Source organism: Enterobacter cloacae complex sp. IR5459 (genome assembly GCF_049238005.1).
Classification (GTDB): domain Bacteria; phylum Pseudomonadota; class Gammaproteobacteria; order Enterobacterales; family Enterobacteriaceae; genus Enterobacter; species Enterobacter hormaechei_C.
Genome location: NZ_JBMKIG010000001.1, coordinates 374,574 through 399,843, shown reverse-complemented (window position 1 = coordinate 399,843; position 25,270 = coordinate 374,574). Strand labels below are relative to the sequence as shown.

Genomic DNA, 25,270 nt, shown 5'->3' with positions numbered 1-25,270 from the left:
TATGGCAGGCTGGCATACACGCGCCATTATTTACCAGATAGATACTGCCCTGTTTTACGATCTGAACGGCGATGGCTGTGGCGACATCGCCGGAATCGCCGCGAAGCTACGCTACATCCGCCGGATGGGCGCGACGGTTATCTGGATCACTCCGTTTTACCTCACGCCTTTTCTCGATGAAGGCTATGACGTGAGCGACCATTTGCAGGTCGATCCCCGCTTCGGCAAGCTCAACGATATCATCGCCTTTATTGAACAGGCGCGGGAGCTGGGGATGCAGGTCATTATTGAGCTGCTGATCCAGCATACCTCGGATGCGCATCCCTGGTTTCAACAGGCCCGCCGCAACCCTCAATCACCCTATCGTGACTATTACCTGTGGTCCGACACGGACGACGACGATACGCCGCCCATGTTCCCCGGCGTGGAGAAGAGTATCTGGACATGGGACGACGAGGCGGGGCAATACTATCGGCATATGTTTTATCACCACGAGCCGGATCTCAATCTGGCCTCCCCTGCGGTGCTGAAGGAGGTTGAGAACATCATCATCTTCTGGCTAAAGCTCGGGGTGTCGGGCTTTCGCCTGGATGCGGCGTCGCACCTGACAAAACAGGCCGGACGTGGGGATGATAAACGCGGCCTGTGGATCCTGGAGCATCTGCGCCGTCTTATCGAGCAGCGTAACCCGGATGCGATCCTGCTCGGCGAAGTCGACGTGGAGGTCGAGGCCTACAAAGATTATTTTGGTCAGAACGACCGGCTCAACCTGGTGCTGAATTTCTGGCTCAATAAGTACTTCTACGTCAGCCTTGCGGAGAAAAGCGCACGACCGCTGCACAACGCGGTGAAGAAGATGATTGTGCCGCCGGACTCCTGCTGCTTCGCCAACTGGCTGCGCAACCATGATGAGCTGGATCTGGAAGGGATAGGAAAAAAAGCGAAGCAGACCGTCATTGATGCCTTTGCCCCTGACAAAGAAATGAGTGTGTATCAGCGAGGTATCCGCCGCCGTCTGGCGCCGATGCTTAATGGCGATCGTAAGCGGCTGGCCTTTTGCCATGCGGTCTTGTTTTCGCTGCCGGGCGTACCGGTCATGCGCTACGGGGATGAGATTGGCATGGGAGATGATTTGGAACTGGAGGAGCGTTACGCCGTACGCACCCCGATGCAGTGGGCCGGATCGCAAGGCGGCGGTTTCTCAGACGCCGACCCGGAAACTTTTATCGCCCCGATGATTGACCGCGGCCCGTACCGCTATCAAAAAATCAACGTGGCGGATTCGCTGTTGCACCGCAACTCACTCCTGCACTGCATTATCGATATCGCCAATACGCGCTCGGAGTTCCCTGAGATCGGCGTCGCGCCGTTTCGTCTTATTAATATCGACAGCGATGCGGTGCTGGGGATCTATTACGAAACCGACACGCGCAGCATTCTGACCTTCGTTAACTTTAGCGATAAGCCCGTTAATTTTACCGCCAGAGGGATCCGGCATGCGACCTGGACCGCCTGCCTGGCGGACAAACGCTACAACGACGCGCTGGTGTGCGGCAAAACCGTCGCGCTTAACCTCAGCGGCTATGGCTACCGCTGGTTCTGGACCGATCGTACCGCACTGCGCTGATTATCGTCTCCGCGAGAGCAGAAGACGCGCCACGATCGCGCCCGTGACGGCGAGGGAGCCGAGCAGCACTTTCCCCGGCATGCCGGAGGTAACGGTGGTGGCGCGCTCTTTTGCTTCGTCGGTGAAGTGCCCGTGGATTTTATGCAGATCGTTAACCGGCTGATCCAGATAGTCCTGACGGTCATCCGCATTTAGCGTATCGGTCATCTGCCCTTCCCAGGCCTTTTTAACCATCAGCCGATCCAGAAAGCCGGGAAAAAGAAATTGCCCGACAATCGACTGGACGGTGCTGCTGCCCACCCACAGCTCCCGCACCGGTTTTTGCGCTACCTTGAAAATCGCGCTGGCAGCCACTTCCGGCTGAAACACGGGGGGAACCGGTCGCATCGCCCAGGCAAATTTATTCCTCGCCCACTCGAACTGCGGCGTATTGAGGCCCGGCATCTGTACCATTGCGATCTGCACCCGGCTGTTTTCATGCATCAGCTCGGTGCGCACGGCGTCGGTAAACCCGCGGATCGCGGCCTTCGCCCCGCAGTAGGCTGACTGCAAGGGAATGGAGCGGTAGGCCAGCGCGGAGCCAACCTGAATAATCGTCCCCCGGTCACGAGGAGTCATTAACTCCAGCGCGGCGCGGGTACCGTTAACATAGCCCAGATAGGTCACCTCGGTGACGCGGCGAAACTCCTCAGGCGACATGGTGCGAAACGGCGCCAGCATCCCGCCCATGGCGTTATTCACCCACACATCGATGGCCCCAAGCCGGTATTCAATCTCGTTAGCAGCATCGGTCACCGCCTTGCTGTCCGCCACGTCGGCCTGAACGGCACAGGCGTTGATCCCGAAACGGCGCAACTCCTCTTCTGTGGAGCGCAGGCTCTGCTCATCGCGGGCAATGATGCCCACATCGTAGCCCGCTTTGGCAAAGTGCAGCGCCGTGGCCTTCCCCACGCCCGCCGTACCGCCGGTAATAACGATGACAGCCATAGCCTTTCCCCTTGTTTCAGACGTTATCCCAACCGGAGAGTATTTCGATCAGTTCAGACAGGGAATAACGCACCGCTTTATCCACCACATCCTGACATTCACCGGAAAACAGCACGGTGCGGGTTTCCATCTGTCCGCGAATATTCCAGCCGAAGCAGACCGTACCGGCTGCGGTGCCATCGTCTCCGCCTTCCGGTCCCGCATAGCCGCTGATGGCAAGGCCAATATCCGCCTCGGCAATTTCGCGAATTTTAGCGGCCATCTCGGTCACCGTTTGTTCACTGACGGCGGTGAAGCGCTCAATGGTTTCGTGCCGCACGCCGAGGATCCTCTCCTTCGCCGCATCGCTGAACACCACCATGCCAACGTCATAAAATTCCGCCGTGTTCTCTTCGGCACAAAGCGCAACCGCGAGATTGCCGCCGGTACAGGACTCTGCGGTAGTTAACCGCAAACCTCTGTCCGTAAGCTGAGTGGCGAGCTTTTTCGTCAGCTCGCTGATGGTGCTGTTACTGTCGTGAATAAGATTGCTCATCGCGTTGCCCTTAATTTTCGTCAGGAATAATAGAAATATGACCATTACGCTCAAGAATAGCGTATTTTATCTTCTTCAATTCTGTAATACCGTGATTCTGGCGGGCTGATACCAATATATCATCACAGGATACATCGACCTTTTTCAGTTTATCGGCAAGGGGGACACCGTTCTCCACCAATATCACCGGCGTGCCATCAAGAATATTCTCAACAGTGGAAAAATATTTTTTCAGGAGGCCAAATATAATATCCACCACCACCAGCGTTGTTATTGTAATCATCGCACCGGTGATGGAAAAATCTTCGCCAAGCAGCGCCTGCTGTGTCGCCTCACTGATAATTAAGAGCAAAATAAGGTCAAAACTGGTCATTTGTAACAGGGCGCGCCGCCCGGCAACTTTAAACACAATGACCAGAAACAGGTAAATTGCTAGGGCACGAAAAACCATGTCCATATTCGACTCCTAGGGGTAAATAAACTGCCAGAAACGGATATCTGGCTCGTTGTTTACGCGGATGCTGTTTGTCCACTTCCCTGCTTTTGACGGCGTGATGAATAATAGAACGGTAAATTTATCGGTCTGTTGTAAACGATCGTAGACGAGAAACAGGGTATTCCCCCGGCTGTACATGCTGTCCGGTTGTGGCCAGACGCTGCCGGGCTCATACGCGTCGCTGCTTTCGCTGGTCAGGCTGAGGGTATATTTCCCCTCAGACGTCACCGGAAACGTCAGCGCCATCCGCGATTCGGTCTGGCGGCGACCGAAGCGCTCATAGCTCAGGGTCAGGGATTTTGCATCGTTTGTTTTCTCCACGTCACTGACCACACCGCTTGAAAACAGCCCGGCAATTGCCGCCACGATAATAGCTAACAGCACAATAAAACCCACCTGACGAAATGCGTACTCAAACGTCAGTAAACGATAACTCTCTTTTATCCCAGGCACTTTTTCATTTTTTGGTTCCATGGCAGTCGTCACCGTTTCGCTTAATTGCCGAAATTTTTGATTTCTCTGTGAAAATGCTTTTAAGACTTATCACATTTGCCACATAAAGAAATAGCAACAATACTTAATAAGTCAAGACATCCAAAATGAAGGATATCAGATGAAATTATCAGTGATTTCAGCTTTGTTAATATTAATTATCCCTACTGCCTGGGCAGATAATAACGGCGGGTTACAAAAGGGTGACGCGCCGCCACCGCCGCATGCGCTGGACAGCGGTTATCGTGGTACCGATGATGCGCGCATTATGACCATTACTCAGGCGAAAGAGATGCATGATGGCGCCTCTATTTCACTGCGCGGCAATCTTATTGATGGCAATGGAGATAAATACTTATTCCAGGATAAAACCGGGAAAATCGACGTTATTATCCCGAAAGCCGTATTTGACGACAGAACCGTGGAACCTGACAACATGATCAGTATTAGCGGCTCGCTCGATAAAAAATCATCCCCACCCGTAGTCCGGGTCAGCCACTTGCAAAAATAATTCAGCGAAGCGTTAACGCTGTAACTATCCATCAAATCTCACCCCTAACAAGGAGTTAGCTATGAGTGATAATGAACAACGTACGAACGCTTACCCAACGCCACCTTTCCCGGAGCAACCCCAGACGCCGCCGGGCCTGTCCTCAGAAATGGAACCCGTACCCGACCACGGCGAGAAGAGCTACAAAGGGCATGGACGTCTTGCCGGTAAGAAGGCGCTAATTACCGGGGGCGATTCCGGCATCGGACGCGCGGTAGCCATTGCCTATGCCCGCGAAGGGGCAGATGTCGCCATTAACTATTTGCCGGAAGAGGAAGAAGACGCAGCGGAAGTCATCGCCCTGATTAAAGCGGAAGGACGGAACGCCGTCGCGCTTCCGGGCGATGTGCGCGACGAAACTTTTTGTCAGAACCTGGTGGAGCAGGCCGTCTCAAAACTGGGCGGGCTGGATATCCTGGTGAATAACGCAGGCCGCCAGCAGTATCGTGAGTCGCTGGAAGAACTGACTACGGAAGATTTTGACGCGACCTTTAAGACCAACGTCTATGCGCCTTTCTGGATCACAAAGGCGGCGTTGCGCCACATGAAAGCCCCTGCATCCATTATTAACACCTCCTCCGTTCAGGCGGTTAAACCGAGCGCCGTACTGCTTGACTATGCGCAGACCAAAGCCTGTCTCGCGGTGTTTACCAAAGCGCTGGCGAAACAGCTGGGTCCGAAAGGGATCCGCGTGAACGCGGTAGCGCCCGGACCTTACTGGACCGTGCTCCAGCCCAGCGGTGGGCAGCCACAGGAAAAAGTGAAACATTTTGGCGAGAGTACCCCTCTGGGACGCCCGGGACAGCCCGTGGAGATCGCACCGCTGTATGTCACTCTGGCCTCGGATGAGTGTTCATACACCTCCGGGCAGGTCTGGTGTTCAGACGGCGGCGACGGCGTCATTTGACGAAAAAGGCTGCGAAAGCAGCCTTTTTTACTTTTAAGGGGTGACGACAGGAAACCAGAAACTGAAGCTCTCCATGCAGCGCAGCATTTCGTCTACCTTCGCGGCGTTGCCGACGATCGTCACCTCTCCTGCCTGTTGCGCCTTTTTCAGCGTGGTTTCCTTAAGGATGATTTTGTTCAGCGTTTCGCGGCTGAGCGTAATGGTTGCATCCGGATCTTCTGCCTGGATATTGGCACTATGGTTCAGCACGCCATTCTCCAGCTCCAGCTTATACCTGCCGCCCTCGCGGCCTAAATCAACGTTAAAAATACCTCTGGCATTCGCCGCTCTGACGCCGTTAAGGTGAACGCCGAAGTAGTCAAAAATCATCTCAGTCGACATGGCACGGACCGCATCCGGGCTGGCGGTTTTGGGCGTCGGCTTTATCTTCACGCCGTTACGCAACTCTTGCGCACCGGTGAGGTAGGCGTTACGCCACGGCCCTGACTCCGCATGGTATCCCAGCTGTTCAAACGCATCGGCTTCCAGTTCGCGCGCCGCCTTATTATTCGGATCGGCAAAAACGACTTTACTGACCACCTGAGCCACCCAGCGATAATTCCCCCGGGCATAATCGACACGGGCTTTTTCAAGGATCGCGCGGGCTCCGCCCATGTAATCGACATACTTTTTCGCCGCCTCGACCGGAGGCAGTTCATCGAGCGTCGCCGGATTGCCGTCGAACCAGCCAAGATAGTAGACATAGGTGGCTTTGACGTTGTTGCTTACCGAGCCGTAATAGCCACGGCCTGCCCAGGATTTAGCCAGTCCGTAAGGCAGGGCGAAATTTGCGGCTATTTCATCCCTCGTCAGCCCCTTATTCGCCAGTCTGAGCGTCTGGTCGTTGATATAGCGGTAGATATCACGCTGGCTTTTCATCAGCTTCACCACTTTCTTATTACCCCATGTGGGCCAGTGGTGCTGCGCGATAATAATTTCCGCTTTACCCCCCCAACGATCGAGAGCGTTATTGATGTATTTTGACCATGCCAGCGGATCGTGTATCTTCGACCCGCGCAGCGAATAAGTATTGTGCAGGGTGTGAGTGACGTTCTCTGCTGCTTCAATCAGTTTTTTCTCTTCCACATACCAGAGCATTTCAGACGGCGCTTCCGACCCCGGCGCCAGCATAAAATCATAGGTGAGACCGTCGATGATCTCTTTCTGCCCGTCTTTGGTAATGGCGTGAGTGGGCGCGATAAGCGTGACCGTCCCCGCTGAGGTGGTCGTCCCCAGACCCGCTCCTATCTGACCTTTTACATTGGCCTTTAACAGGTTTCCGTAGATATAACTGGCACGGCGGCTCATGGCATTTCCGGCCATGATATTTTCCGATACCGCCTCTTCCATAAAACCTGCTGGAGCATAGACTTTCACTTTGCCGGTCATCACTCCCGCTTCATCGACCACGCCACGCACGCCGCCATAATGATCGACGTGGCTATGGGTATAAATAACGGCAACAACCGGACGTTTGCCGCGATGCTTAACGTAAAGATCCATGCCCGCTTTAGCCGTTTCCGCAGACAGCAGCGGATCGATAACCGTGATCCCCTCTTTGCCCTCTATAATCGTCATATTCGACAGATCGAGGTTGCGGATCTGGTAGACGCCTTCCGTGACCTCAAACAGACCGCCAATATTATTCAGCTGCGCCTGACGCCACAGGCTCGGGTTGACGGTATCCGGCGCTTTTTGCCCTTCTTTGATAAAAGCGTATTTCTGGGGGTTCCAGATAACGGCGCCTTTTTCGTCTTTAATCACCGCGGGTGGCAGCGAGGCAATAAAGCCTTTGTGCGCATTTCGGAAATCGGTCTTATCAAAGAAGGGCAGTTGACCATAAAGTGCATCATTCATCTCTTTCGTATGGGCAGTGGCTCCCTTCCCTTCCTTTTGTGCCAGGACAGGCAATGAGGTCAACGAGACTAATAGCAGACCAGCAACGGCCATCGCACTAACGAGAGTTTTAAATTTCATACTTCCTCGAGGAGTTATATTCACGCTGGCGGTACATGGGGGGAAAGGAGGCTATCACCAGGCTTATCTTTAACCTATGAAATTAACGTTTATAAATAAATAAGTTAATTCTTTCGTCGCTGCGGCCTTCAGGGATAATGCTGAGTCCAGTTATTTCCCCGGAGTGATTCGATGAAGAGCCTGCCGTTCTTTTTCGCTGTATTAACCCTCAGCACATTAACAGCCTGTAGTTCTCCCCAACCAGACAATGTTGAAAAAATTAATCATCTGCAAATTCCACTGGTGTTGCCGGGGGAAAAATCGCCGCAGGTACAGATATCGCATATCGCGTCTCTTTATCAGGAAAATAAACAGCAGATCGAGACCCTAACGCGCAGCGTAAAATCACAGTATCTACAGGACACCACCGCAAAAGAAATTTTTGTTGCGGACAGTGCCGTTCAACGCGTCTATGCCTCGCTGACCAAGCTGGAACAGCTAGATATGGTTAACCAGCAATACCTGAAAGATAATAATGTCACGGGCCTGCAAAATATTCATATCGTTCTTGAACCATTATTCACCAGCTGAAAACAAAAAACCCGGCAACTTAAGCAGCCGGGTTTTTATTAATGGGCATATCACGGACATCAGTCGTACTGACCAAAGCGATAGCTAAGCCCTGCGGTGACGGAACTCAGGTCGCTGCTCACGCCGATCTGGTTAACATTGCCCACGTTGCTTACCCACTGATACTCCAGGCGGCCCGCCCAGTTTTTATTGAAGGCGTATTCAGTACCCACGGCAGCAAGCGGGCGCACACCTGTTTCAAAACGATTGTGACCACTTACATCGGATTCAGCGCGATAGCCCATTGCGCCGGCACGGCCGTAAATATCCCAGTCATTGGTCAGGGCATAACTGGCCTTCAGAGACAGTTGCAGGCCCTGCGTCTTCATTTGCGCCCCTGCGCCATGCTGGCCTTTAATCTGCATGTTGCCTAAATAATCATAACCACCTTCTACCGCAAGCCATGGGGTAATCTGATAACCCGTATAAACACCCCCGCCGACATTATCATGGTCAAAATCGAAGTGATCGGAATGCGTGTTCTCAAACGCTTTTGAACCCATATTGGTATCAAAATAGTGAGACCAGCCGAATTTCGCCCCGCTATACCAGGTGCCCGCATCCGCGGCGGCGAAGGCGGAAGTGGCGGTAAATACATTAGCCACAATTAATGCGATAACTGTCTTTTTCATAAAAATACCGTTTACTTGATAAAGTTAAATCTGAGAAAGCAAACGATATAGAAAATTAACGGCAGCGTTAATTCCATTTCTGTTTAATTTTAAACTTCCGCTAGAATGATTCGGGTAAATGTCTGACTTCAAGCAGGTATCCGCCGCGCTTAAAGGAGATATATTCTCCCTGCTTAAGGGCGGATAATACATTGAGTATACTGCTGCGAGAGAGCAGTGTACGATCCTGAATATATTCCAGAATCGTGGTACGCAGACGCGTCTCTTCCGGGAGCAAAATCATTTCCTGAAGGTGGTTACGAATAACGGAATAGGTACGCTGCTGGAGTACCTGTGCATCACGAAATATTAAATAGGCCGTATGGTATGAAAGCTGCGCGGCGACATCCTCCCAGACGCCCTCGGCGCGAAACAACTCAGCCGCCTTGTCCGCATCAAGACGTAAAATAGTCGACTCCCTTTCCGCACGGAGAAGATGCCCCTGGGTAGGCTGGATCATCTCTGCGATACCAAACAAATGCGGCTCGTAAACGGTTACTACCACCAGTCCATCCGAGGCCCGCAGCAGGGATAACTCCCCTTCCAGAAAGAGGTACATCTGCTGTTTCCCCTTCCGTAACCAGGTGAGTCGCTTACGCGGAACAACGTGCACTTTCTCCGCTATCGGCTCAAGGATAGCGGTCAGTCGTTCGATGGATTTTTCGGGTCGAACAGGCGGTAAAATATGCATGGTACAACCTTCTGACATTCAATATCTGCCATTATAGACCATATATTTTAAGCGGTTAGCCGATCAAAACTGATAGCTGTAGTTGACGCTGGCAAACCAAAGATAAGGATGGTCGTAACTTCCGGCAAACGCCACCGGCGATTTCACATGCGACGACTGCATATGAAGATACGACACGGCAATACCAATATTGCTGGCCGGGGTGATCTGATACTGGGCCCCCGTGCCAAATCGCCACTCATCGCCGGTAGGTAAGGTTAAGGCCACATCGCTCTGGCTTTCATACGGCGAGCTGTCGAACGCCACACCGGCATTCAGTCGCCACTGAGGCGTTGGACGATACTGCACGCCCACCGCACCGTGCCACGTGTCCTTCAGGCGGCTGACGTTGTTCAGCTGCTGGTCCCCGACGACGATTTGCGGCGCGCCGAACTGGCTCCAGTCCTGCCAGCCGAGATCGCCCATAACCGACCACCGCGGGTTAATATCATGCACCAGACTGAGCATGATTTGCTGCGGTGCGCTGATCTGTGCCGACAACGGCAGGTCGTAGGTGCCGTTCTGTAGACGCGCGTTGCCGTCAATATTGAAGCTGAAGTCCGTTTCGCTGTTCCAGGTAATACCGGCTCGGGTCTGGTCAGTTAGCTGCATCAGCAGCCCAAGCCGATAGCTCATGGCCAGGTCTTCATCGCGTCGCTGGTAGTCATCATCGTTAACGCTGCGAGTCAGCGAGAAGTAACCGTAGTTAACGTTGGCGGACGCGCCAATCGAAAGACGGTCGTTAAGCTTATAGGCCAGCGAGGGGCTGAGCGTCATGGCTACCATGGTACTCTTTTTAATCAACCTGTCGCCCGCCCAGCTGCCGTAGTCGATCCCCAGGCCGTAATTACCGTAAAGCCCGATCCCGGCATAAAGATCATCGTTTATCTTCTGGCTATAAAAGGCGCTGGCATTCGGGATGGTTTTCATCACATCGCCGGGGCTTTGATGGGCATCGTTATCCAGCTGGTTGTCGATGGAGCCATCCATAACCTGTAACCCACCGGTGACCATATGATCCGGTAAGCGCGTCATGCCAGCCGGGTTGGTCATGATTGTCGAGGCGTCCTTCGCACGAGCCGCCTGCCCTGCTCCGGCAAGCGCGGTATCTTCGGTGCCGGCTTCATAAAAATAGAGGGCGCTGGCATGGGCACTGGAGACAGCTAATACTCCAGCGCACAGGAGGAGTCGTGTTTTCATCTGTGGTCCGGGAAATAAAAAATTTGCCGACAGATATAACAGGGGCGATTGATTACGTAAAAAGAAAGAGGGTTTAATTTTAAATTATGCGCGGTTCAGCCCCTCTTAATATCTCTGACAATTCAGCGACGTCCGGAATACGACGCTGCTACGTCCTGCACCTGTAATACGCTCAGGTACAGGACGATAAAATCCAGCAACTTTTATACATGTTTATTAGGACTTACTTATAATGCTCCAGATTGGTTTCCGGGCCCGTTCTGGCAATTTCCTGAGCTTTGCCGAAACTTTCAATCAGGCACTTATATTCCGGACAGACATGCTCTGCCAGGATCTCAGCAAAGCGAGAACCTTCCTCGCGGTTCCAGGTTCTCATTAATTCAGCGACAATGGCAAACGTATCGGTAGGGATCGCCCCCGCCTGAGCCACGCGCGCGATGGTGGTATCGGTCGCGATTTTGGACCAGTTCCCCGAGGCATCCACAACACAGTAAACCTTATACCCCTCGTGGACAGCGCTAACCGCAGGGAACGCCATGCAGACGCTGGTGAGCGTGCCGGCAATAATCAGGGTCTTTCTGCCCGTCTTTTCCACTTCCTTCACAAACGCCGGATTATCCCAGGTATTAATCTGCCCGGTGCGTGGAACATACACGGCATGGGGTGCATATTTGTGAATTTCCGGGATGAGCGGGCCATTGGGACCGTCAGGAACAGAGGCCGTGGTGATCACCGGGATATTTAAAAGCGTGGCAACTTTGGCTATCGCTGTCACATAATTACGAAGGTCTGGTACAGGCACATCACGTACCGTGTTGAATAAGCCACTCTGATGGTCGATGAGTAAAATTACAGCGTCATCAGTATCAATCATACCGTTTGTAGCAGCCATATTTCTTTCCTCATGATTTCTTTTACATTGCCGTCAACTCTCCCGGCTCCGCGATTTTACATGCACATGGTCAGGGTATAATGCATTGATAAATCATAATGAATAGTAGTTCGATCCGGTCTGAATACCGCATCATTTCAGGACAATTTCTGGCACGGTACGCTGAGCCATCGACGCTGACGGAAAGCCCTCGTGAGGAGAAAAAATCTTTACAATGCCGTTATGCGGCCATTCGTATTCGTTCGGCTGAAGGCAAGCGTTACTCACTACTGGGATCGCCCTTATCCTCCCGCATGGATTCGATAAACTCCCGTTGCTCCTCTGTGAGTTCAAGCTCATCCAGCAAGCGATCTAACTCTTCTTCAGGTGATTCCTTTTGGTTCTTTCTCTTCCCGGTAGCCATACTCACCCTTGAGTTATTAGGATTAATCTCAGGGTATCCAGGGTACAGGAAATGTGCAACTTAGCGTGTTATGCCATGGGTGATTCCTTGTTTAGCAAAAGAAGGCTTTTTACTACGAAAAGAGAGCTTTGTGCCTGTTGCAATAAAGCGAGGCAAATTGCAGCGTAAGCAAAGCGGTGTGACGCAGTGGCAACACCAGAATATTTCATGCAGATCCAGTGAAATTATTAGGCGGTTAATCGTTCCACTCAGCGGCTCTATAATAGAGCCGGGGATATTTTAAGCAGGAGGAAGTAAACTGGGAGGATAAAGAGACGGGACACCCACGGGGGTGGGTTGTGAAAGTATTTCCTATGGTCTTCGACCTTATTGCACCTAAAATGACCAGACACATTTTGGGAAGGAGTCTTTAATGGATATTGCGTTGCTTAACAGGGGCTGGAACAGAACATGGTCAGATACCATGGTGAATCTAGAGGCCCGGAAACTCGTCGAAACAGCAAACCGGCTGTCAGCATTCTATTTGCAAGATGGTCTTACACGTATCAAGTTTGTCGAAGAGATAAAACAGGTTGTAGATAAAGAATTTGAAACAGCACGACGAGCTAAAACCGATGAAGAATGCATTGCATGCATCAAAAATCTGCGTGCTGAAACAGATAATCTACACGAACAAGAACGCCTGTTAAGAACCAGAGCCGCACAGCTTTACGCGAAGGTCGAGTTTGTTAAGGAAAATAATAAAATCGTCGGTTATGTTATATCCGCCGTAAACGTGGTGCTATCAGGCGTGGTTCTCTTTGGTGGCTTTATGATGTTATCCACTATGGGGCCGATTGGTATGCTGGCTGGGGCAGTCCTGATTGCCGATGGAATGAACGGATTAACGAAAGAAGTGCTCAACTTTGATCAGCCAGAAGGACATAAACCCTCGCAAGGTATCATTGCTGACTCCGCGATGCATACGGCCCAGTTCATGGGATTTAATCCTAACACGGGCTTGGCTCTCTATAATGGTGTTACTCTCGGTGCCAGTGTGTACAGCATTGTAGGACTCGCTCGAAAAACTGGAGCCTGGAGATTATTTCGCTGGCTTCCACACGATTACTATCGCAAAGTCAGCACAATGAGCACTCCTAAGCTAACAATGAAGATTGTCGGTTATGGTGTTAAAGCAAAAGTGATTTTCGATCTATTGACAACCGAAAATGGAACCAGTTAATCCTTGATAGTTTTTCGGTAACGCCAGGATTTATAGGAAATTACCGGCGGCTGCGCGAAGGACATAATGGCAACCCCAAAGATCATCGCCAGCCCCCATGCAACTGCTCTATCAGGTGAGCTGAAGACGATAAGTAGCAGTAGGATTAAGGCACACACAGCCACCACTCCCGCCAAGGTAACAAATCGCCTAGCGAGGTCATTTATGGCCTCTCCAAGCGTTCCTCCATATTTTTCAATGTTGCTTTTTATCTTCTGCAATTCGGGCTGCGTAAACCCTGAACGTAACAAAGCCTCATCAGTCACTTTCATATCGTCTCGTCCCTTATCTCCCAGAAGTGTTTTCCCAATCGCTGATTGTGCAAGCAATCATACTGATGAACTTTACAGCAATCCACATGATGTTTGTCCAATGAATCAGATTTCAGACAATAGAAGCCATAAAGCCCCGTTGGTGATACAGCAACAAGTGGAGCCGTTAGGCGACAACATCAGACTGTCAGAGGGATCACACCTTATCAGGATAACCGTGTACCCTTGCGGGAGCGTGGCTGAAACGCTGATAGATCCTACATGTCGTTTGTAGGTACGTTATCACCATAAACCTGTTTTCGGGAGTTATGCCAGATATGCGGCTTTTAGTTCGTTGTTGTGCTGTCGCGGTAAGAAACTGGAACCACCGCCAGCGTGGATGATATGTTTCCTTGTACTACAGACCCTGTCACGCGACGCCAGATACGGGCATAGAACATTGGGTAGTTTTAGTTGTACCTGCTAAAGCGGAGCAAAGTAACTAACTGATAAATTATAACTTGTTAATTTATGAGGAGACTGGAGCGGGCGAAGGGAATCGAACCCTCGTATAGAGCTTGGGAAGCTCTCGTTCTACCATTGAACTACGCCCGCTTTGAGGTGCGTAAGGCATTATAGACCTTACGCCTCTTCATACAAGCCTTTACCCCACTAAGTGGCGATTAAATAATCACTTAGCACTTCGGCTTACTGCCCTGCGCCGGAAGATAACGCTGCGGATCGATGGCTGTGGCCTTATAGCGGATCTGGAAGTGCAGCTTCACCGTATCCGTCCCGGTACTGCCCATGGTCGCAATCTTCTGCCCCGCCTTCACGTTCTGCCCGTTATTGACCAGCATCGTGTCGTTATGCGCATAAGCAGTAATGTAGTCCTCACCATGCTTAATCATGATCAGGTTACCGTATCCACGAAGCTGGTTACCGACATAGACCACCTTCCCGGCCCCTGAAGCGTAAACCGGCGTGCCGCGTGCGGCAGCGATATCAATACCTTTATTGCCACCTTCCGAGAGCGAGTACGGCGCAACCACTTTTCCGCTTGCAGGCCAGATCCAGCAGCGCTGACCGACCGGCGGCCAGGATGATTTAGGCACCTGATAGGATGGCGTGACTTTGGCTGTTTTACGCGTTGAGGACTTTTTCCCTGAGGAAGAACCGCCGTTAACCTTGAGCTTCTGCCCTACCTCAATAGTATACGGTGGAGAAATATTATTCAGGCGCGCCAGCTCCTTCACGCTGGTTCCCGTGGCGCGTGAGATGCGGTAGAGCGTGTCCCCGCGCTTAACGGTATAGACTGCACCGGAATAACTGCCCATATCCGAAGATTTACTCCCCGAGCATCCTGCTACAAGTAGCGTCAGCGTCAGGCAGAAAACGGCAATGATCGGGTTTCTCGTCAGGCTTCCTGCAAACAAAACAGCTCCTCGGTCAGCGTGAATGGCGCACTATGATAGCAGCCCAAACTGATGCGGGTCATGCCCTTTTCCGCTCTGTGGGCCAAACCGTTCGCATAAGAATGCAGTATAATAATTCCGCTGATGGTGCTGAACCATTAAGCATTTTGGCACTGGAGCATCAATGAGTATTCAAGAACACGTTATTTTGGTAAATGACCAGGGAAAAGTGATTGGCACTCAGGAGAAGTACGCCGCGCACACGTCACACACCCCGCTACACCTGGCCTTCTCTTCATGGCTGTTTAACGCTAACGGAGAATGTCTGATCACCCGTCGCGCCTTAAGTAAAAAAGCCTGGCCCGGCGTATGGACCAACTCCGTTTGCGGTCATCCACAGGCCGACGAAGCGACAGAGCAGGCGATTATCCGCCGCTGCCGCTTTGAAGTCGGCGCCGAAATCACAGACATCACCCCCATTGCCCCGGAGTTCCGCTACCGTGAAGCCGACCCGTCAGGGATCGTTGAAAACGAAATCTGCCCGGTCTATGCCGCCCGCGTAACGAATACCCTCGCAATCAATGACGATGAAGTGATGGAGTATCAGTGGGTGGAGCTGGACGCGCTATTCCGCGCGCTGGACGCCACACCGTGGGCATTTAGCCCGTGGATGGTGCAAGAAGCGAACACTGCGCGTGAAAAACTCAGCGCCTTCGCGGCGCAATAAAAAAGCCCCGGCGATAAACGCACGGGGCTTTTTTTACGTCTTAACGGCTTATTTCACCGGACGCATCGCCGGGAACAGGATCACGTCGCGAATGGTGTGGCTGTTGGTGAACAGCATCACCATACGGTCGATACCAATACCCAGGCCAGCCGTCGGCGGCAGGCCGTGCTCCAGCGCGGTCACGTAGTCTTCGTCGAAGAACATCGCTTCGTCATCGCCTGCCGCTTTCGCGTTAACCTGATCCTGGAAGCGCTGCGCCTGATCTTCTGCATCGTTCAGCTCGCTAAAGCCGTTACCGATTTCGCGGCCCCCGATGAAGAATTCGAAGCGGTCAGTGATTTCCGGGTTCTCGTCATTACGACGCGCCAGCGGAGACACTTCCGCCGGGTATTCGGTGATGAAGGTAGGCTGAATCAGGTGCGCTTCGGCCACTTCTTCGAAGATCTCGGTCACGATACGGCCCAGACCCCAGCTCTTCTCAACCTTAATACCGATGCTTTCAGCGATCGCTTTCGCAGAGTCGAAGTTATCCAGATCCGCCATATTGGTTTCAGGACGGTATTTCTTGATCGCTTCGCGCATGGTCAGTTTTTCGAACGGCTTGCCGAAGTCGAACACCTCTTCACCGTAAGGTACCTGGGTGGTGCCCAGAATGTCCTGCGCCAGGGTGCGGAACAGGGATTCGGTCAGCTCGATCAGATCTTTGTAATCCGCATAGGCCATATAGAGTTCCATCATGGTGAACTCTGGGTTATGACGTACGGAGATACCTTCGTTACGGAAGTTACGGTTGATCTCAAACACGCGGTCAAAACCGCCGACCACCAGACGCTTCAGGTACAGTTCCGGCGCGATACGCAGGTACATGTCCAGGTCCAGGGCGTTGTGATGGGTGATGAACGGACGAGCGGAGGCTCCGCCTGGGATCACCTGCATCATCGGGGTTTCTACTTCCATAAAGTCGCGGTTAACCATGAACTGGCGAATGCCGGCCATGATCTGGGAGCGAATTTTGAAGGTCTTACGGGATTCATCGTTAGAGATGAGATCCAGGTAACGCTGACGATAGCGCGCTTCCTGATCCTGCAAACCGTGGAACTTGTCCGGCAGCGGGCGCAGGGCTTTGGTCAGAAGACGCAGCTCGGTGCAGTGGATAGACAGTTCACCGGTCTTGGTTTTGAACAGTTTACCTTTAGCGCCCAGGATGTCGCCCAGGTCCCACTTCTTGAACTGCTCGTTGTAGATGCCTTCCGGCAGGTCGTCACGAGAGACGTACAGCTGAATGCGGCCGCCAACGTCCTGTAAGGTCACGAAGGACGCTTTACCCATGATACGACGGGTCATCATGCGGCCCGCCACGGACACTTCAACGTTCAGCGCTTCCAGCTCTTCGTTCTCTTTACCGTCGAAGTCTGCGTGCAGTTGGTCTGAGGTGTGGTCACGACGAAAATCGTTCGGGAACGGCACGCCCTGCTCGCGCAGCGCTGCCAGCTTCTCGCGGCGGGTTTTCAGTTCGTTGTTAAGATCGACTACCGCGTCAGCGCCCTGTGCTTGTTGTTCAGACATGTTGGTTCCTCATAACCCTGCTTTCAAACTTGCTTCGATAAATTGGTCCAGGCTGCCGTCCAGCACCGCCTGCGTGTTACGGGTTTCAACCCCGGTGCGCAGGTCTTTGATGCGGGAGTCATCAAGGACGTAAGAACGGATCTGGCTGCCCCAGCCGATATCGGACTTGTTGTCTTCCATCGCCTGCTTCTCAGCATTTTTCTTCTGCATCTCCAGCTCATAAAGCTTCGCTTTCATCTGCTTCATGGCCTGGTCTTTGTTCTTATGCTGGGAACGGTCGTTCTGGCACTGTGTTACCAGCCCGGTTGGAATGTGGGTAATACGCACCGCAGATTCCGTACGGTTAACGTGCTGACCACCCGCGCCGGATGCGCGGTAAACGTCGATACGCAGGTCCGCCGGGTTGATGTCGATATCGATATCTTCATCCACTTCCGGGTAGACAAACGCGGAGCTGAAGGAGGTGTGACGACGGCCGCCGGAATCGAACGGGCTCTTACGCACCAGGCGGTGAACGCCGGTTTCAGTACGTAGCCAGCCGTAGGCGTAATCGCCAATAATCTTGATGGTGACGGATTTAATACCCGCCACTTCACCTTCGGATTCTTCGATAATCTCGGTTTTGAAACCGCGCGCTTCCGCCCAGCGCAGGTACATGCGCATCAGCATGCTCGCCCAGTCCTGTGCTTCGGTACCGCCAGAACCTGCCTGAATATCGAGATAGCAGTCAGCGCTATCGTATTCGCCGGAGAACATGCGACGGAATTCCAGCTGCGCCAGCTTCTCTTCCAGCACGTCGAGCTCTGCCACGGCTTCGTTAAAGGTTTCTTCGTCGTCGGCTTCGACAGCCAGCTCCAGCAGCCCAGAAACATCTTCCAGACCCTGCGCCATTTGATCCAGCGTATCTACGATGGCTTCGAGGGAAGAACGCTCTTTACCCAGCGCCTGCGCGCGCTCAGGTTCGTTCCAGACGTCCGGCTGTTCCAGCTCGGCGTTTACTTCTTCGAGACGCTCTTTCTTGGCATCGTAGTCAAAGATACCCCCTAAGAACGTCAGAGCGCTCCGTGAGGTCCTGAATGCGGTTTTTTACCGGATTAATTTCAAACATGGTCTGTTTTCTTTTATGAGCTTGTCAAAATGCGGTGATAAGAGCGGGATTGTACCGAATCCACGCCCTTTTTTATAGAGATTACTGACGCTAAATTGGCCAGATATTGTCGATGATGAGCTGAAGGGAGCGGTTACCACGGAACTCGTTAATATCCAGCTTATAGGCCAGCTCAACCTCGCGCACGCCGTTGTCCGGCCAGATGGAGGTATCAACGTTAAAGGCGATGCCGTCGAGCAGCGGTCCGCCGCCGACCGGTTCCACCATCACTTTGAGATGGCGTTCGCCCACGATGCGCTGTTGCAACAAACGAAAACGTCCGTCGAAAAGCGGCTCCGGAAACATCTGCCCCCACGGGCCGGCATCGCGCAGCATCTGCGCCACCTCCATGGTCATTTCAGCCGGTGAAAGCTCACCGTCAGAAACCACTTCACCCTGCAACAGAGCCGGATCGATCCACTCGGTGACCAGTTCGCCAAACAGACGCTGGAACTCGTCGAACTTCGCCTCTTCCAGCGACAGGCCTGCCGCCATCGCGTGACCGCCGAACTTAATCATCAGGTTCGGATGCAGCGTATCCAGACGCTCCAGCGCATCGCGCATATGCAGCCCCTGAATGGAACGACCGGAGCCTTTCAGCGTGCCGTCCCCGGCGGGGGCGAACGCGATCACCGGGCGGTGGAAACGCTCTTTAATACGCGACGCCAGAATGCCCACCACGCCCTGGTGCCATTCGGGGTGATACATCGCCAGCCCGCCCGGCAGGGTGTCACCGCTGCGCTCCAGCTTTTCGCACAGGGTCAGTGCTTCGGCCTGCATCCCCTGCTCAATCTCTTTACGGGTCTGGTTGAGTGCGTCCAGCTCACTGGCCAGCACGCGCGCTTCGCCGATGTTGTCACACAGCAGCAGCGCGACGCCAACCGACATATCGTCCAGCCGCCCCGCCGCGTTCAGGCGCGGGCCGAGGGCAAAACCCAAATCGCTTGCCGCGAGCTTCAGCGGATCGCGGTTGGCAATTTCCAGCAGCGCCTTAATCCCCGGACGGCATTTACCTGCCCGAATGCGGCTCAAGCCCTGCCAGGTGAGAATACGGTTATTGGTATCAAGCGGCACCACGTCCGCCACGGTTCCCAGCGCCACCAGATCGAGATACTCCGCGAGGTTCGGCACGGCAATCCCGCGCGATTCGAACCAGCCCTTATCACGCAGCAACGTGCGTAACGCCAGCATCAGATAAAACGCCACCCCTACTCCGGCCAGCGATTTCGACGGGAAATCGCAGTCGCGCAGGTTCGGGTTAATGATGGCTTCGGCGGCAGGCAGAGTTTCGCCTGGCAGGTGGTGATCGGTGACCAGTACCGGGATCCCCAGCGCATGGGCATGATCGACCCCCGCATGAGAAGAGATCCCGTTATCCACGGTCATGATCATCTGTGCGCCACGGGCATGGGCCTGATCGACCACTTCCGGGCTGAGGCCGTAGCCGTCTTCAAACCGGTTCGGCACCAGGTAAGTCACGTTATCACAGCCCAGCGCACGCAGGCTGAGCACGCTCAGCGCGGTACTGGTTGCGCCGTCGGCATCGAAATCGCCCACCACGACAATCCGCGTGCCTTCCCGGAACGCGTCGTAGAGCATTTCACTCGCTTGTTCGATGCCACTCAGCGCTTGCCAGGGCAGCATGCCTTTGACGCTGCGCTCAAGATCGCTTGCCGTACGCACGCCACGGCTGGCGTACAGCCGCTTTAGCAGCAGCGGAAGCGTGTCTGGTAAATCCGCGGTTTCACCCGCATCGCGGCGGCGCAGTTTTATCGGGGCTTTCACGCGAATTATTTACCACCCATCTGTTTCTGGTGCTCGTCGAGGAACGCTTTCATCTCTTTTGGCCCCTGGTAGCCCGGCACCACATAGCCGTTACTCAGCACAATGGCTGGCGTACCGCTCACGCCAAACTGTACGCCCAGCGCGTAATGGTTAGCGATGTCGATATCGCAGGACGCGGGCTTCACGCCTTTGCCGTTCATCGCGTCATCAAAGGCCTTGTTGCGGTCTTTCGCACACCAGATCGCTTTCATATCCTGCTCAGGCTGGCTCTGCACGCCAGCGCGTGGGAAAGCCAGGTAACGCACGGTAATGCCCAGCGCGTTGTAGTCTTTCATCTCTTCATGCAGCTTGTGGCAGTAGCCGCAGGTGATGTCGGTGAAGACGGTAATAACGTGCTTTTCCTGCGCCGCTTTGTAGACAATCATCTCTTTTTCGAGCGCGTTCAGGTTTTTCATCAGCAGCTGGTTGGTGACGTTCACCGGCTGCGCGCCGCTCACGTCGTACATGGGTCCCTGAATGATGTGCTTACCGTCTTCGGTCACGTACAGCACGCCGCTGTTGGTCAGCACCGTTTTCATGCCAGCCACCGGCGCTGGCTGGATCTCGCTGCTGGCGACGCCGAGTTTCGTCAGAGACTGTTTAATGGCGGCATCATCCGCATGGGCAAAACCGGAAACCGAAGCTGCCAGCAGGGTGAACAGCGCTAAAGACTTTTTCATATATGTTCCTGTAACAATTCGTCGGCACTCACGCGCGAGGGTGGTGCTGTTGGTGTAGCTGCCGCAGGCGTTCCGTCGCGACATGGGTGTATATTTGCGTCGTTGAAAGATCGCTGTGTCCAAGCAACATCTGCACCACGCGTAAATCAGCGCCGTGGTTTAACAGATGCGTCGCGAAGGCGTGACGCAAAACGTGCGGCGACAGCTTCTCACTGTCAATACCCGCCAGTGTGGCGTAATGTTTAATGCGATGCCAGAACGTTTGTCGCGTCATCTGCTGCGCGCGCTGGCTCGGGAACAATACATCTATGGAGACGCCGTTCAGCAGCCACGGACGCCCGTGTTCCAGATACGTCTCCAGCCAGTAGACCGCCTCTTCACCCAGCGGCACCAGCCGTTCTTTGTTCCCTTTACCGATAACGCGCACCACGCCCTGACGCAGGCTGATATCGCTCATCGTCAGGCCCACCAGCTCGGAAACGCGCAAGCCCGTGGCATACAATAGTTCAAGCATGGCTTTATCGCGTAACTCCAGCGGAAGGTCAACTGCGGGCGACTGTAATAATCTCTCAACTTGTGCTTCGCTGAGATCTTTTGGCAGCCGCTGAGGCAATTTAGGCGATGCCAGCAGTGCGCTGGGGTCATCCGCGCGGATCTTCTCGCGGTACAGGTGCTGGAACAGGCGGCGCATGGCGCTCAGCAGACGCGCGGAGCTGGTGGCTTTGTACCCCCCTTCCATCCGCTCAGCCAGCAACCCTTGCAGGTCATCGCTTTGCGCGCTTTCAAGCGTCAGCCCCCGATGCGCCAGCCACTCGACCAGCAGCGTGAGATCCCGACGATAGGCGCTGAGCGTATTTTCAGCGAGGTTTTTCTCCAGCCACAGCGCGTCGAGAAACTGTTCGATGAGTGCGAGATCCTTTTCCACATCAGCCCCTTTGGTTCTGCAATCTGGCCATTATGCCTGATTGCCATCGGTTTCTGGTACACTACGCGCAAAGTCATAGCAAGAATTGAGATAGTTACGCGATGAATATTGGTCTGTTCTATGGTTCCAGCACCTGCTACACCGAAATGGCAGCGGAGAAAATTCGTGACATCATTGGCCCGGAACTGGTGACGTTGCATAACCTGAAAGATGACGCGGTTGCCTTGATGGAGCAGTACGATGTGCTGATTCTGGGTATCCCTACCTGGGACTTTGGTGAGATTCAGGAAGACTGGGAAGCCATCTGGGATCAGCTCGATTCAGTCAATTTTGAAGGCAAAATCATTGCGATGTACGGCATGGGCGACCAGCTGGGCTACGGGGAGTGGTTCCTCGACGCGCTCGGCATGCTGCATGACAAACTGGCGCCAAAGGGCGCGACGTTTATCGGCTACTGGCCTACGGAAGGCTATGAGTTCACCAGCCCAAAACCCGTCATTGCCGACGGCCAGCTGTTTGTCGGGCTCGCGCTGGATGAAACCAACCAGTACGATCTCAGCGACGAGCGCCTCCAGACCTGGTGCGAACAAATTCTGGGTGAGATGGCCGAGCAGTTTAGCTGATTTATTCCTGCGTCGGCTGTTGCACGATTAGCCGGCGCAGATCCCGCCACTCCGCGGGATCCATACTGTCTGCGGCCAGCCACAGGTGCTGGCGACGGTTGTCCTCGACCCGACGCAGCCGTAGCATCATCCCGGTATTGAGCATCCACGGCGTCCCTATCATTTCCCACTCTTTTCCCTGCCAGCGCAGGCGAGAATCCATCAGCAGCTTAATTTCACCCTGACGGGCGTTGATTCGACGCTGGCTGCGCACGCTATCAAACACTACAAACGACAGCAAAAGCAGCCACAGAGGGGTATAGCTTAGCGGCCACGGCACCAATAACACCATTGCCGCGACCAGACCGTGGAGCAGTAAGGACATCCACTGTGAGCGCCACGAGACGCGAAGATCAGATTGCCACAGGACCACGTTCCTGATTCCGTGTTTGAATTAATTGCACCATCCGTTGCAACTCGGTGTCGGCGGGCTTGCCGTGATTCATCAGCCAGTTGAATAAATCCGGATCGTCAGACTCAAGCAGACGGACAAACAGGCGCTTATCGTCATCGCTTAAGCTGTCGTACTCATACTCGAAGAAAGGCATGATGGAGATATCAAGTTCACGCATGCCGCGACGGCACGCCCAGTGAATACGGGCCTTGTTGTTAATATCCATGTTCTGTTTCCTGCATTACGTTTGGCACAGTCGGTATCCCGTTTGGTATTCATTATTGCTCTCCGGGAACACCTGCTAGTGTAACGTGTTTTTGACCGTTTCTTTACTGGAATATTGCGAACCTCGAGCAGGCTCCCTGAATAATCCTTATAAAGACAGCGGATTACACTATTTTGCGTAGCGCCACGCATAACCGCGTAATGGCACGAATGGCCTGCTGAAAGCGCTTGCATTGAATACAGTCTCTTTTACCATTAGGTATTATCAAAGCGTTAAGCAATTCAGGACATCACTATGGCATTTACACCATTTTCTCCTCGCCAGCCCGCCGCCTCTGCGCGTCTACCGCTGACGCTGATTACTCTTGATGACTGGGCACTGGCGACACTGACCGGTGCGGACAGCGAAAAATACCTGCAAGGCCAGGTCACGGCGGACGTGGCGCAGTTGACTGAGCACCAGCATCTGCTGGCCGCGCATTGCGATCCAAAAGGCAAAATGTGGAGCAACCTGCGTCTGTTCCGCCGTCAGGACGGATTCGCCTTTATTGAGCGCCGCAGCCTGCGTGACGCCCAGCTTAAAGAGCTAAAAAAATACGCGGTCTTTTCTAAAGTCACCATCGCCCCGGACGATGAACACGTTCTGCTGGGGGTCGCGGGTTTCCAGGCGCGTGCAGCGCTGAAAAACCTGTTTGCCGAGCTACCGGATGCTGAAAAACAGGTGGTCAGCGAGGGAGCGACCTCCATTCTGTGGTTCGAGCACCCGACGGAGCGCTTCCTGCTGGTAACCGACGAAGCAACGGCGGAACGCGTCACTGACGCCCTGCGCGGTGAGGCACAGCTCAACAACAGCCAGCAGTGGCTGGCGCTGAACATCGAAGCGGGCCTGCCGGTCATTGACGCGGCAAACAGCGCGCAGTTTATCCCGCAGGCGACAAACATCCAGGCGCTGGGTGGTATCAGCTTTAAGAAGGGCTGCTACACCGGTCAGGAAATGGTGGCGCGTGCGAAATTCCGCGGCGCGAACAAACGCGCCCTGTGGACGCTGGCTGGTCACGCCAGCCGTGTGCCGGAAGCGGGTGAAGATCTTGAAATGAAGATGGGCGAAAACTGGCGCCGTACCGGCACCGTGTTAGCCGCCGTCCAGCTCGATGATGGCCGCCTGCTGGTGCAGGTTGTCATGAATAATGATATGGAGCCCGACAGCGTGTTCCGCGTGCGTGATGATGCAAACACGCTCAGCATTGAGCCGCTGCCGTATTCACTGGAAGATTGATGCTGTATCGCCCGGTGTTGATATTCACCCTCTCCCTGTGGGAGAGGGTCGGGGTGAGGGCATCAGACCGCACCTTACAAAAAAACTACACCTGCCCAACATACAGATAAATTGCCAGGAAGTGACACACGCTGCCGCCCAGCACAAAGCCGTGCCAGATGGCATGGTTGTACGGAATACGCTTGCAGACGTAGAAAATCACGCCCAGCGAGTAGACCACACCGCCCACCGCCAGAAGCGTCACGCCCCCCACCGCCAGCTTAATGGCTAACTGATACACCACAATCAGCGACAGCCAGCCCATTGTCAGATAGGTAACCAGCGACAACACTTTAAACCGGTGCGCAATGGTCAGCTTAAACAAGATCCCCAGCAGCGCCAGGCTCCAGATCACAATCATCAGGCCACGCGACAGCGGTGAGTTGAGCCCCACCAGCAAAAACGGCGTATAGGTACCCGCAATAAGAAGATAGATAGCGCAGTGGTCAAATTTCTTGAGCCATATCTTCGCCCGTTGATGCGGAATCGCGTGATACAGCGTTGAGGCAAGGAAAAGCAGGATCATACTCCCGCCATACAGGCTGTAGCTGGTAATGGCCATCGCGCTGGCGTTGGTATCCACTGCCTGTACCAGCAATAACACTAAGCCGACAATCCCAAAAACCAGGCCAATGCCATGGCTTATACTGTTGGCTACTTCCTCAGCCAGCGAATATCCCTGTGCGATTAATGGTCTGCTCACCATACTTAACTCCGGGAAAACAAAAGATGATTATTCATCGCCAGTCTATGCTAACTGAGA

At 53.6% G+C, this 25,270-nt stretch carries 28 protein-coding genes and 1 tRNA gene; 8 read left to right on the top strand and 21 right to left on the bottom strand.

From position 1 onward, the window contains the following. Position 1 precedes the first annotated feature (1 nt). Positions 2–1,627 carry an alpha-amylase family protein gene (locus ACOTX4_RS01950; protein WP_032660237.1) on the top strand — a complete coding sequence of 542 codons (1,626 nt, stop codon included), beginning with the start codon at positions 2–4 and terminating at the stop codon, positions 1,625–1,627. Here ACOTX4_RS01950 and ACOTX4_RS01945 read toward each other — a convergent pair whose 3' ends face one another. The 4 genes from ACOTX4_RS01945 to ACOTX4_RS01930 are packed head-to-tail and all read right to left on the bottom strand — an operon-like array spanning position 1,628 to position 4,119. Continuing rightward, on the bottom strand, positions 1,628–2,614 hold the full coding sequence (locus ACOTX4_RS01945) for an SDR family oxidoreductase (protein ID WP_022651797.1): 987 nt from the start codon (positions 2,612–2,614) through the stop codon (positions 1,628–1,630). A gap of 16 nt (positions 2,615–2,630) precedes the next feature. Beyond that, complete coding sequence (locus tag ACOTX4_RS01940; protein ID WP_032645678.1) at positions 2,631–3,149, bottom strand: 2-oxo-tetronate isomerase; 519 nt, start codon at positions 3,147–3,149, stop codon at positions 2,631–2,633. A gap of 10 nt (positions 3,150–3,159) precedes the next feature. Next, positions 3,160–3,606, bottom strand: coding sequence for a DUF421 domain-containing protein (locus ACOTX4_RS01935; RefSeq protein ID WP_003862865.1), 447 nt, complete (start codon positions 3,604–3,606; stop codon positions 3,160–3,162). A gap of 9 nt (positions 3,607–3,615) precedes the next feature. Next, positions 3,616–4,119, bottom strand: coding sequence for a hypothetical protein (locus ACOTX4_RS01930; RefSeq protein WP_045332845.1), 504 nt, complete (start codon positions 4,117–4,119; stop codon positions 3,616–3,618). A 139-nt stretch (positions 4,120–4,258) separates the two neighbouring features. Here ACOTX4_RS01930 and ACOTX4_RS01925 point away from each other — a divergent pair, with 139 nt between their 5' ends. Both ACOTX4_RS01925 and ACOTX4_RS01920 read left to right on the top strand, forming a co-directional pair. Beyond that, a complete protein-coding gene (locus ACOTX4_RS01925; protein ID WP_045332846.1) occupies positions 4,259–4,648 on the top strand; it encodes a YdeI family stress tolerance OB fold protein in 390 nt (129 codons plus the stop codon). A 61-nt stretch (positions 4,649–4,709) separates the two neighbouring features. Further along, on the top strand, positions 4,710–5,594 hold the full coding sequence (locus ACOTX4_RS01920) for an SDR family oxidoreductase (RefSeq protein WP_022651800.1): 885 nt from the start codon (positions 4,710–4,712) through the stop codon (positions 5,592–5,594). Positions 5,595–5,627: 33 nt separating this feature from the next. Here ACOTX4_RS01920 and ACOTX4_RS01915 read toward each other — a convergent pair whose 3' ends face one another. After that, positions 5,628–7,610 carry an alkyl/aryl-sulfatase gene (locus ACOTX4_RS01915; protein WP_045332847.1) on the bottom strand — a complete coding sequence of 661 codons (1,983 nt, stop codon included), beginning with the start codon at positions 7,608–7,610 and terminating at the stop codon, positions 5,628–5,630. A 171-nt stretch (positions 7,611–7,781) separates the two neighbouring features. Between ACOTX4_RS01915 and ACOTX4_RS01910 the strand changes: the two genes are divergently transcribed. After that, a complete protein-coding gene (locus tag ACOTX4_RS01910; RefSeq protein ID WP_023323707.1) occupies positions 7,782–8,180 on the top strand; it encodes a hypothetical protein in 399 nt (132 codons plus the stop codon). A gap of 59 nt (positions 8,181–8,239) precedes the next feature. Here ACOTX4_RS01910 and ACOTX4_RS01905 read toward each other — a convergent pair whose 3' ends face one another. The 5 genes from ACOTX4_RS01905 to ACOTX4_RS01885 all read right to left on the bottom strand — a co-directional run bounded on the left by ACOTX4_RS01905 (position 8,240) and on the right by ACOTX4_RS01885 (position 12,115). After that, complete coding sequence (locus ACOTX4_RS01905; protein WP_003862873.1) at positions 8,240–8,851, bottom strand: outer membrane beta-barrel protein; 612 nt, start codon at positions 8,849–8,851, stop codon at positions 8,240–8,242. A 100-nt stretch (positions 8,852–8,951) separates the two neighbouring features. Further along, positions 8,952–9,581 (bottom strand): helix-turn-helix domain-containing protein, encoded by a 630-nt coding sequence (locus ACOTX4_RS01900; protein ID WP_421635348.1) that lies wholly within the window; start codon positions 9,579–9,581, stop codon positions 8,952–8,954. Positions 9,582–9,644: 63 nt separating this feature from the next. Next, positions 9,645–10,820 (bottom strand): OmpP1/FadL family transporter, encoded by a 1,176-nt coding sequence (locus tag ACOTX4_RS01895; RefSeq protein WP_032610079.1) that lies wholly within the window; start codon positions 10,818–10,820, stop codon positions 9,645–9,647. A 223-nt stretch (positions 10,821–11,043) separates the two neighbouring features. Beyond that, a complete protein-coding gene (locus tag ACOTX4_RS01890) occupies positions 11,044–11,712 on the bottom strand; it encodes an isochorismatase family protein (RefSeq protein WP_032610080.1) in 669 nt (222 codons plus the stop codon). Between the two features lie 259 nt (positions 11,713–11,971). Continuing rightward, positions 11,972–12,115 carry a hypothetical protein gene (locus tag ACOTX4_RS01885; RefSeq protein ID WP_015571788.1) on the bottom strand — a complete coding sequence of 48 codons (144 nt, stop codon included), beginning with the start codon at positions 12,113–12,115 and terminating at the stop codon, positions 11,972–11,974. Between the two features lie 412 nt (positions 12,116–12,527). Here ACOTX4_RS01885 and ACOTX4_RS01880 point away from each other — a divergent pair, with 412 nt between their 5' ends. Next, a complete protein-coding gene (locus tag ACOTX4_RS01880) occupies positions 12,528–13,337 on the top strand; it encodes a DUF4225 domain-containing protein (protein WP_003862880.1) in 810 nt (269 codons plus the stop codon). On the opposite strand, the gene ACOTX4_RS01875 is transcribed toward ACOTX4_RS01880, so the two are convergent. The 3 genes from ACOTX4_RS01875 to actS all read right to left on the bottom strand — a co-directional run bounded on the left by ACOTX4_RS01875 (position 13,334) and on the right by actS (position 15,063). Continuing rightward, positions 13,334–13,648, bottom strand: coding sequence for a hypothetical protein (locus ACOTX4_RS01875; protein ID WP_003862882.1), 315 nt, complete (start codon positions 13,646–13,648; stop codon positions 13,334–13,336). The two genes, ACOTX4_RS01880 and ACOTX4_RS01875, sit on opposite strands and share 4 nt — an antisense overlap. 520 nt (positions 13,649–14,168) lie before the next feature. Next, positions 14,169–14,242, bottom strand: a tRNA-Gly gene (locus ACOTX4_RS01870). 80 nt (positions 14,243–14,322) lie between these two features. Then, positions 14,323–15,063 (bottom strand): amidase activator ActS, encoded by a 741-nt coding sequence (gene actS / locus ACOTX4_RS01865; protein WP_022651807.1) that lies wholly within the window; start codon positions 15,061–15,063, stop codon positions 14,323–14,325. A gap of 163 nt (positions 15,064–15,226) precedes the next feature. Here actS and idi point away from each other — a divergent pair, with 163 nt between their 5' ends. Next, positions 15,227–15,769: an isopentenyl-diphosphate Delta-isomerase gene (gene idi, locus ACOTX4_RS01860; RefSeq protein ID WP_003863454.1), complete on the top strand. Its 543-nt coding sequence runs from the start codon at positions 15,227–15,229 to the stop codon at positions 15,767–15,769. Positions 15,770–15,817: 48 nt separating this feature from the next. Here idi and lysS read toward each other — a convergent pair whose 3' ends face one another. From lysS to xerD, 5 genes are all read right to left on the bottom strand, one after another. After that, positions 15,818–17,335 carry a lysine--tRNA ligase gene (lysS, locus tag ACOTX4_RS01855; protein WP_003863452.1) on the bottom strand — a complete coding sequence of 506 codons (1,518 nt, stop codon included), beginning with the start codon at positions 17,333–17,335 and terminating at the stop codon, positions 15,818–15,820. A 9-nt stretch (positions 17,336–17,344) separates the two neighbouring features. Beyond that, positions 17,345–18,443, bottom strand: a protein-coding gene (gene prfB, locus ACOTX4_RS01850) for a peptide chain release factor 2 (protein ID WP_096147815.1) whose coding sequence is annotated in 2 segments (ribosomal slippage) — positions 17,345–18,367 and positions 18,369–18,443 — 1,098 coding nt in all. Because the reading frame shifts where the segments join, the coding sequence is not laid out codon by codon here. Between the two features lie 90 nt (positions 18,444–18,533). Further along, a complete protein-coding gene (gene recJ / locus ACOTX4_RS01845) occupies positions 18,534–20,267 on the bottom strand; it encodes a single-stranded-DNA-specific exonuclease RecJ (RefSeq protein ID WP_045332852.1) in 1,734 nt (577 codons plus the stop codon). Positions 20,268–20,272: 5 nt separating this feature from the next. Next, the gene (gene dsbC / locus ACOTX4_RS01840; protein ID WP_003863443.1) at positions 20,273–20,986 is read right to left on the bottom strand and encodes a bifunctional protein-disulfide isomerase/oxidoreductase DsbC; all 714 of its coding nucleotides are present in this window, start codon (positions 20,984–20,986) and stop codon (positions 20,273–20,275) included. Positions 20,987–21,014: 28 nt separating this feature from the next. Next, positions 21,015–21,911: a site-specific tyrosine recombinase XerD gene (gene xerD, locus ACOTX4_RS01835; RefSeq protein ID WP_003863442.1), complete on the bottom strand. Its 897-nt coding sequence runs from the start codon at positions 21,909–21,911 to the stop codon at positions 21,015–21,017. Positions 21,912–22,012: 101 nt separating this feature from the next. Between xerD and fldB the strand changes: the two genes are divergently transcribed. Beyond that, complete coding sequence (gene fldB / locus ACOTX4_RS01830) at positions 22,013–22,534, top strand: flavodoxin FldB (RefSeq protein ID WP_003863440.1); 522 nt, start codon at positions 22,013–22,015, stop codon at positions 22,532–22,534. A gap of 1 nt (position 22,535) precedes the next feature. Here fldB and ACOTX4_RS01825 read toward each other — a convergent pair whose 3' ends face one another. Next, positions 22,536–22,946 (bottom strand): protein YgfX, encoded by a 411-nt coding sequence (locus tag ACOTX4_RS01825; protein WP_022649305.1) that lies wholly within the window; start codon positions 22,944–22,946, stop codon positions 22,536–22,538. Beyond that, a complete protein-coding gene (gene sdhE / locus ACOTX4_RS01820; RefSeq protein WP_003863437.1) occupies positions 22,927–23,193 on the bottom strand; it encodes an FAD assembly factor SdhE in 267 nt (88 codons plus the stop codon). The genes ACOTX4_RS01825 and sdhE overlap by 20 nt, the downstream gene beginning before the upstream one ends. A gap of 294 nt (positions 23,194–23,487) precedes the next feature. On the opposite strand from sdhE, the gene ygfZ reads away from it, so the two are divergent. Next, positions 23,488–24,468 carry a tRNA-modifying protein YgfZ gene (gene ygfZ / locus ACOTX4_RS01815; RefSeq protein ID WP_023314796.1) on the top strand — a complete coding sequence of 327 codons (981 nt, stop codon included), beginning with the start codon at positions 23,488–23,490 and terminating at the stop codon, positions 24,466–24,468. A gap of 85 nt (positions 24,469–24,553) precedes the next feature. On the opposite strand, the gene trhA is transcribed toward ygfZ, so the two are convergent. Continuing rightward, on the bottom strand, positions 24,554–25,213 hold the full coding sequence (gene trhA, locus ACOTX4_RS01810) for a PAQR family membrane homeostasis protein TrhA (protein WP_003863433.1): 660 nt from the start codon (positions 25,211–25,213) through the stop codon (positions 24,554–24,556). Positions 25,214–25,270 lie beyond the last annotated feature (57 nt).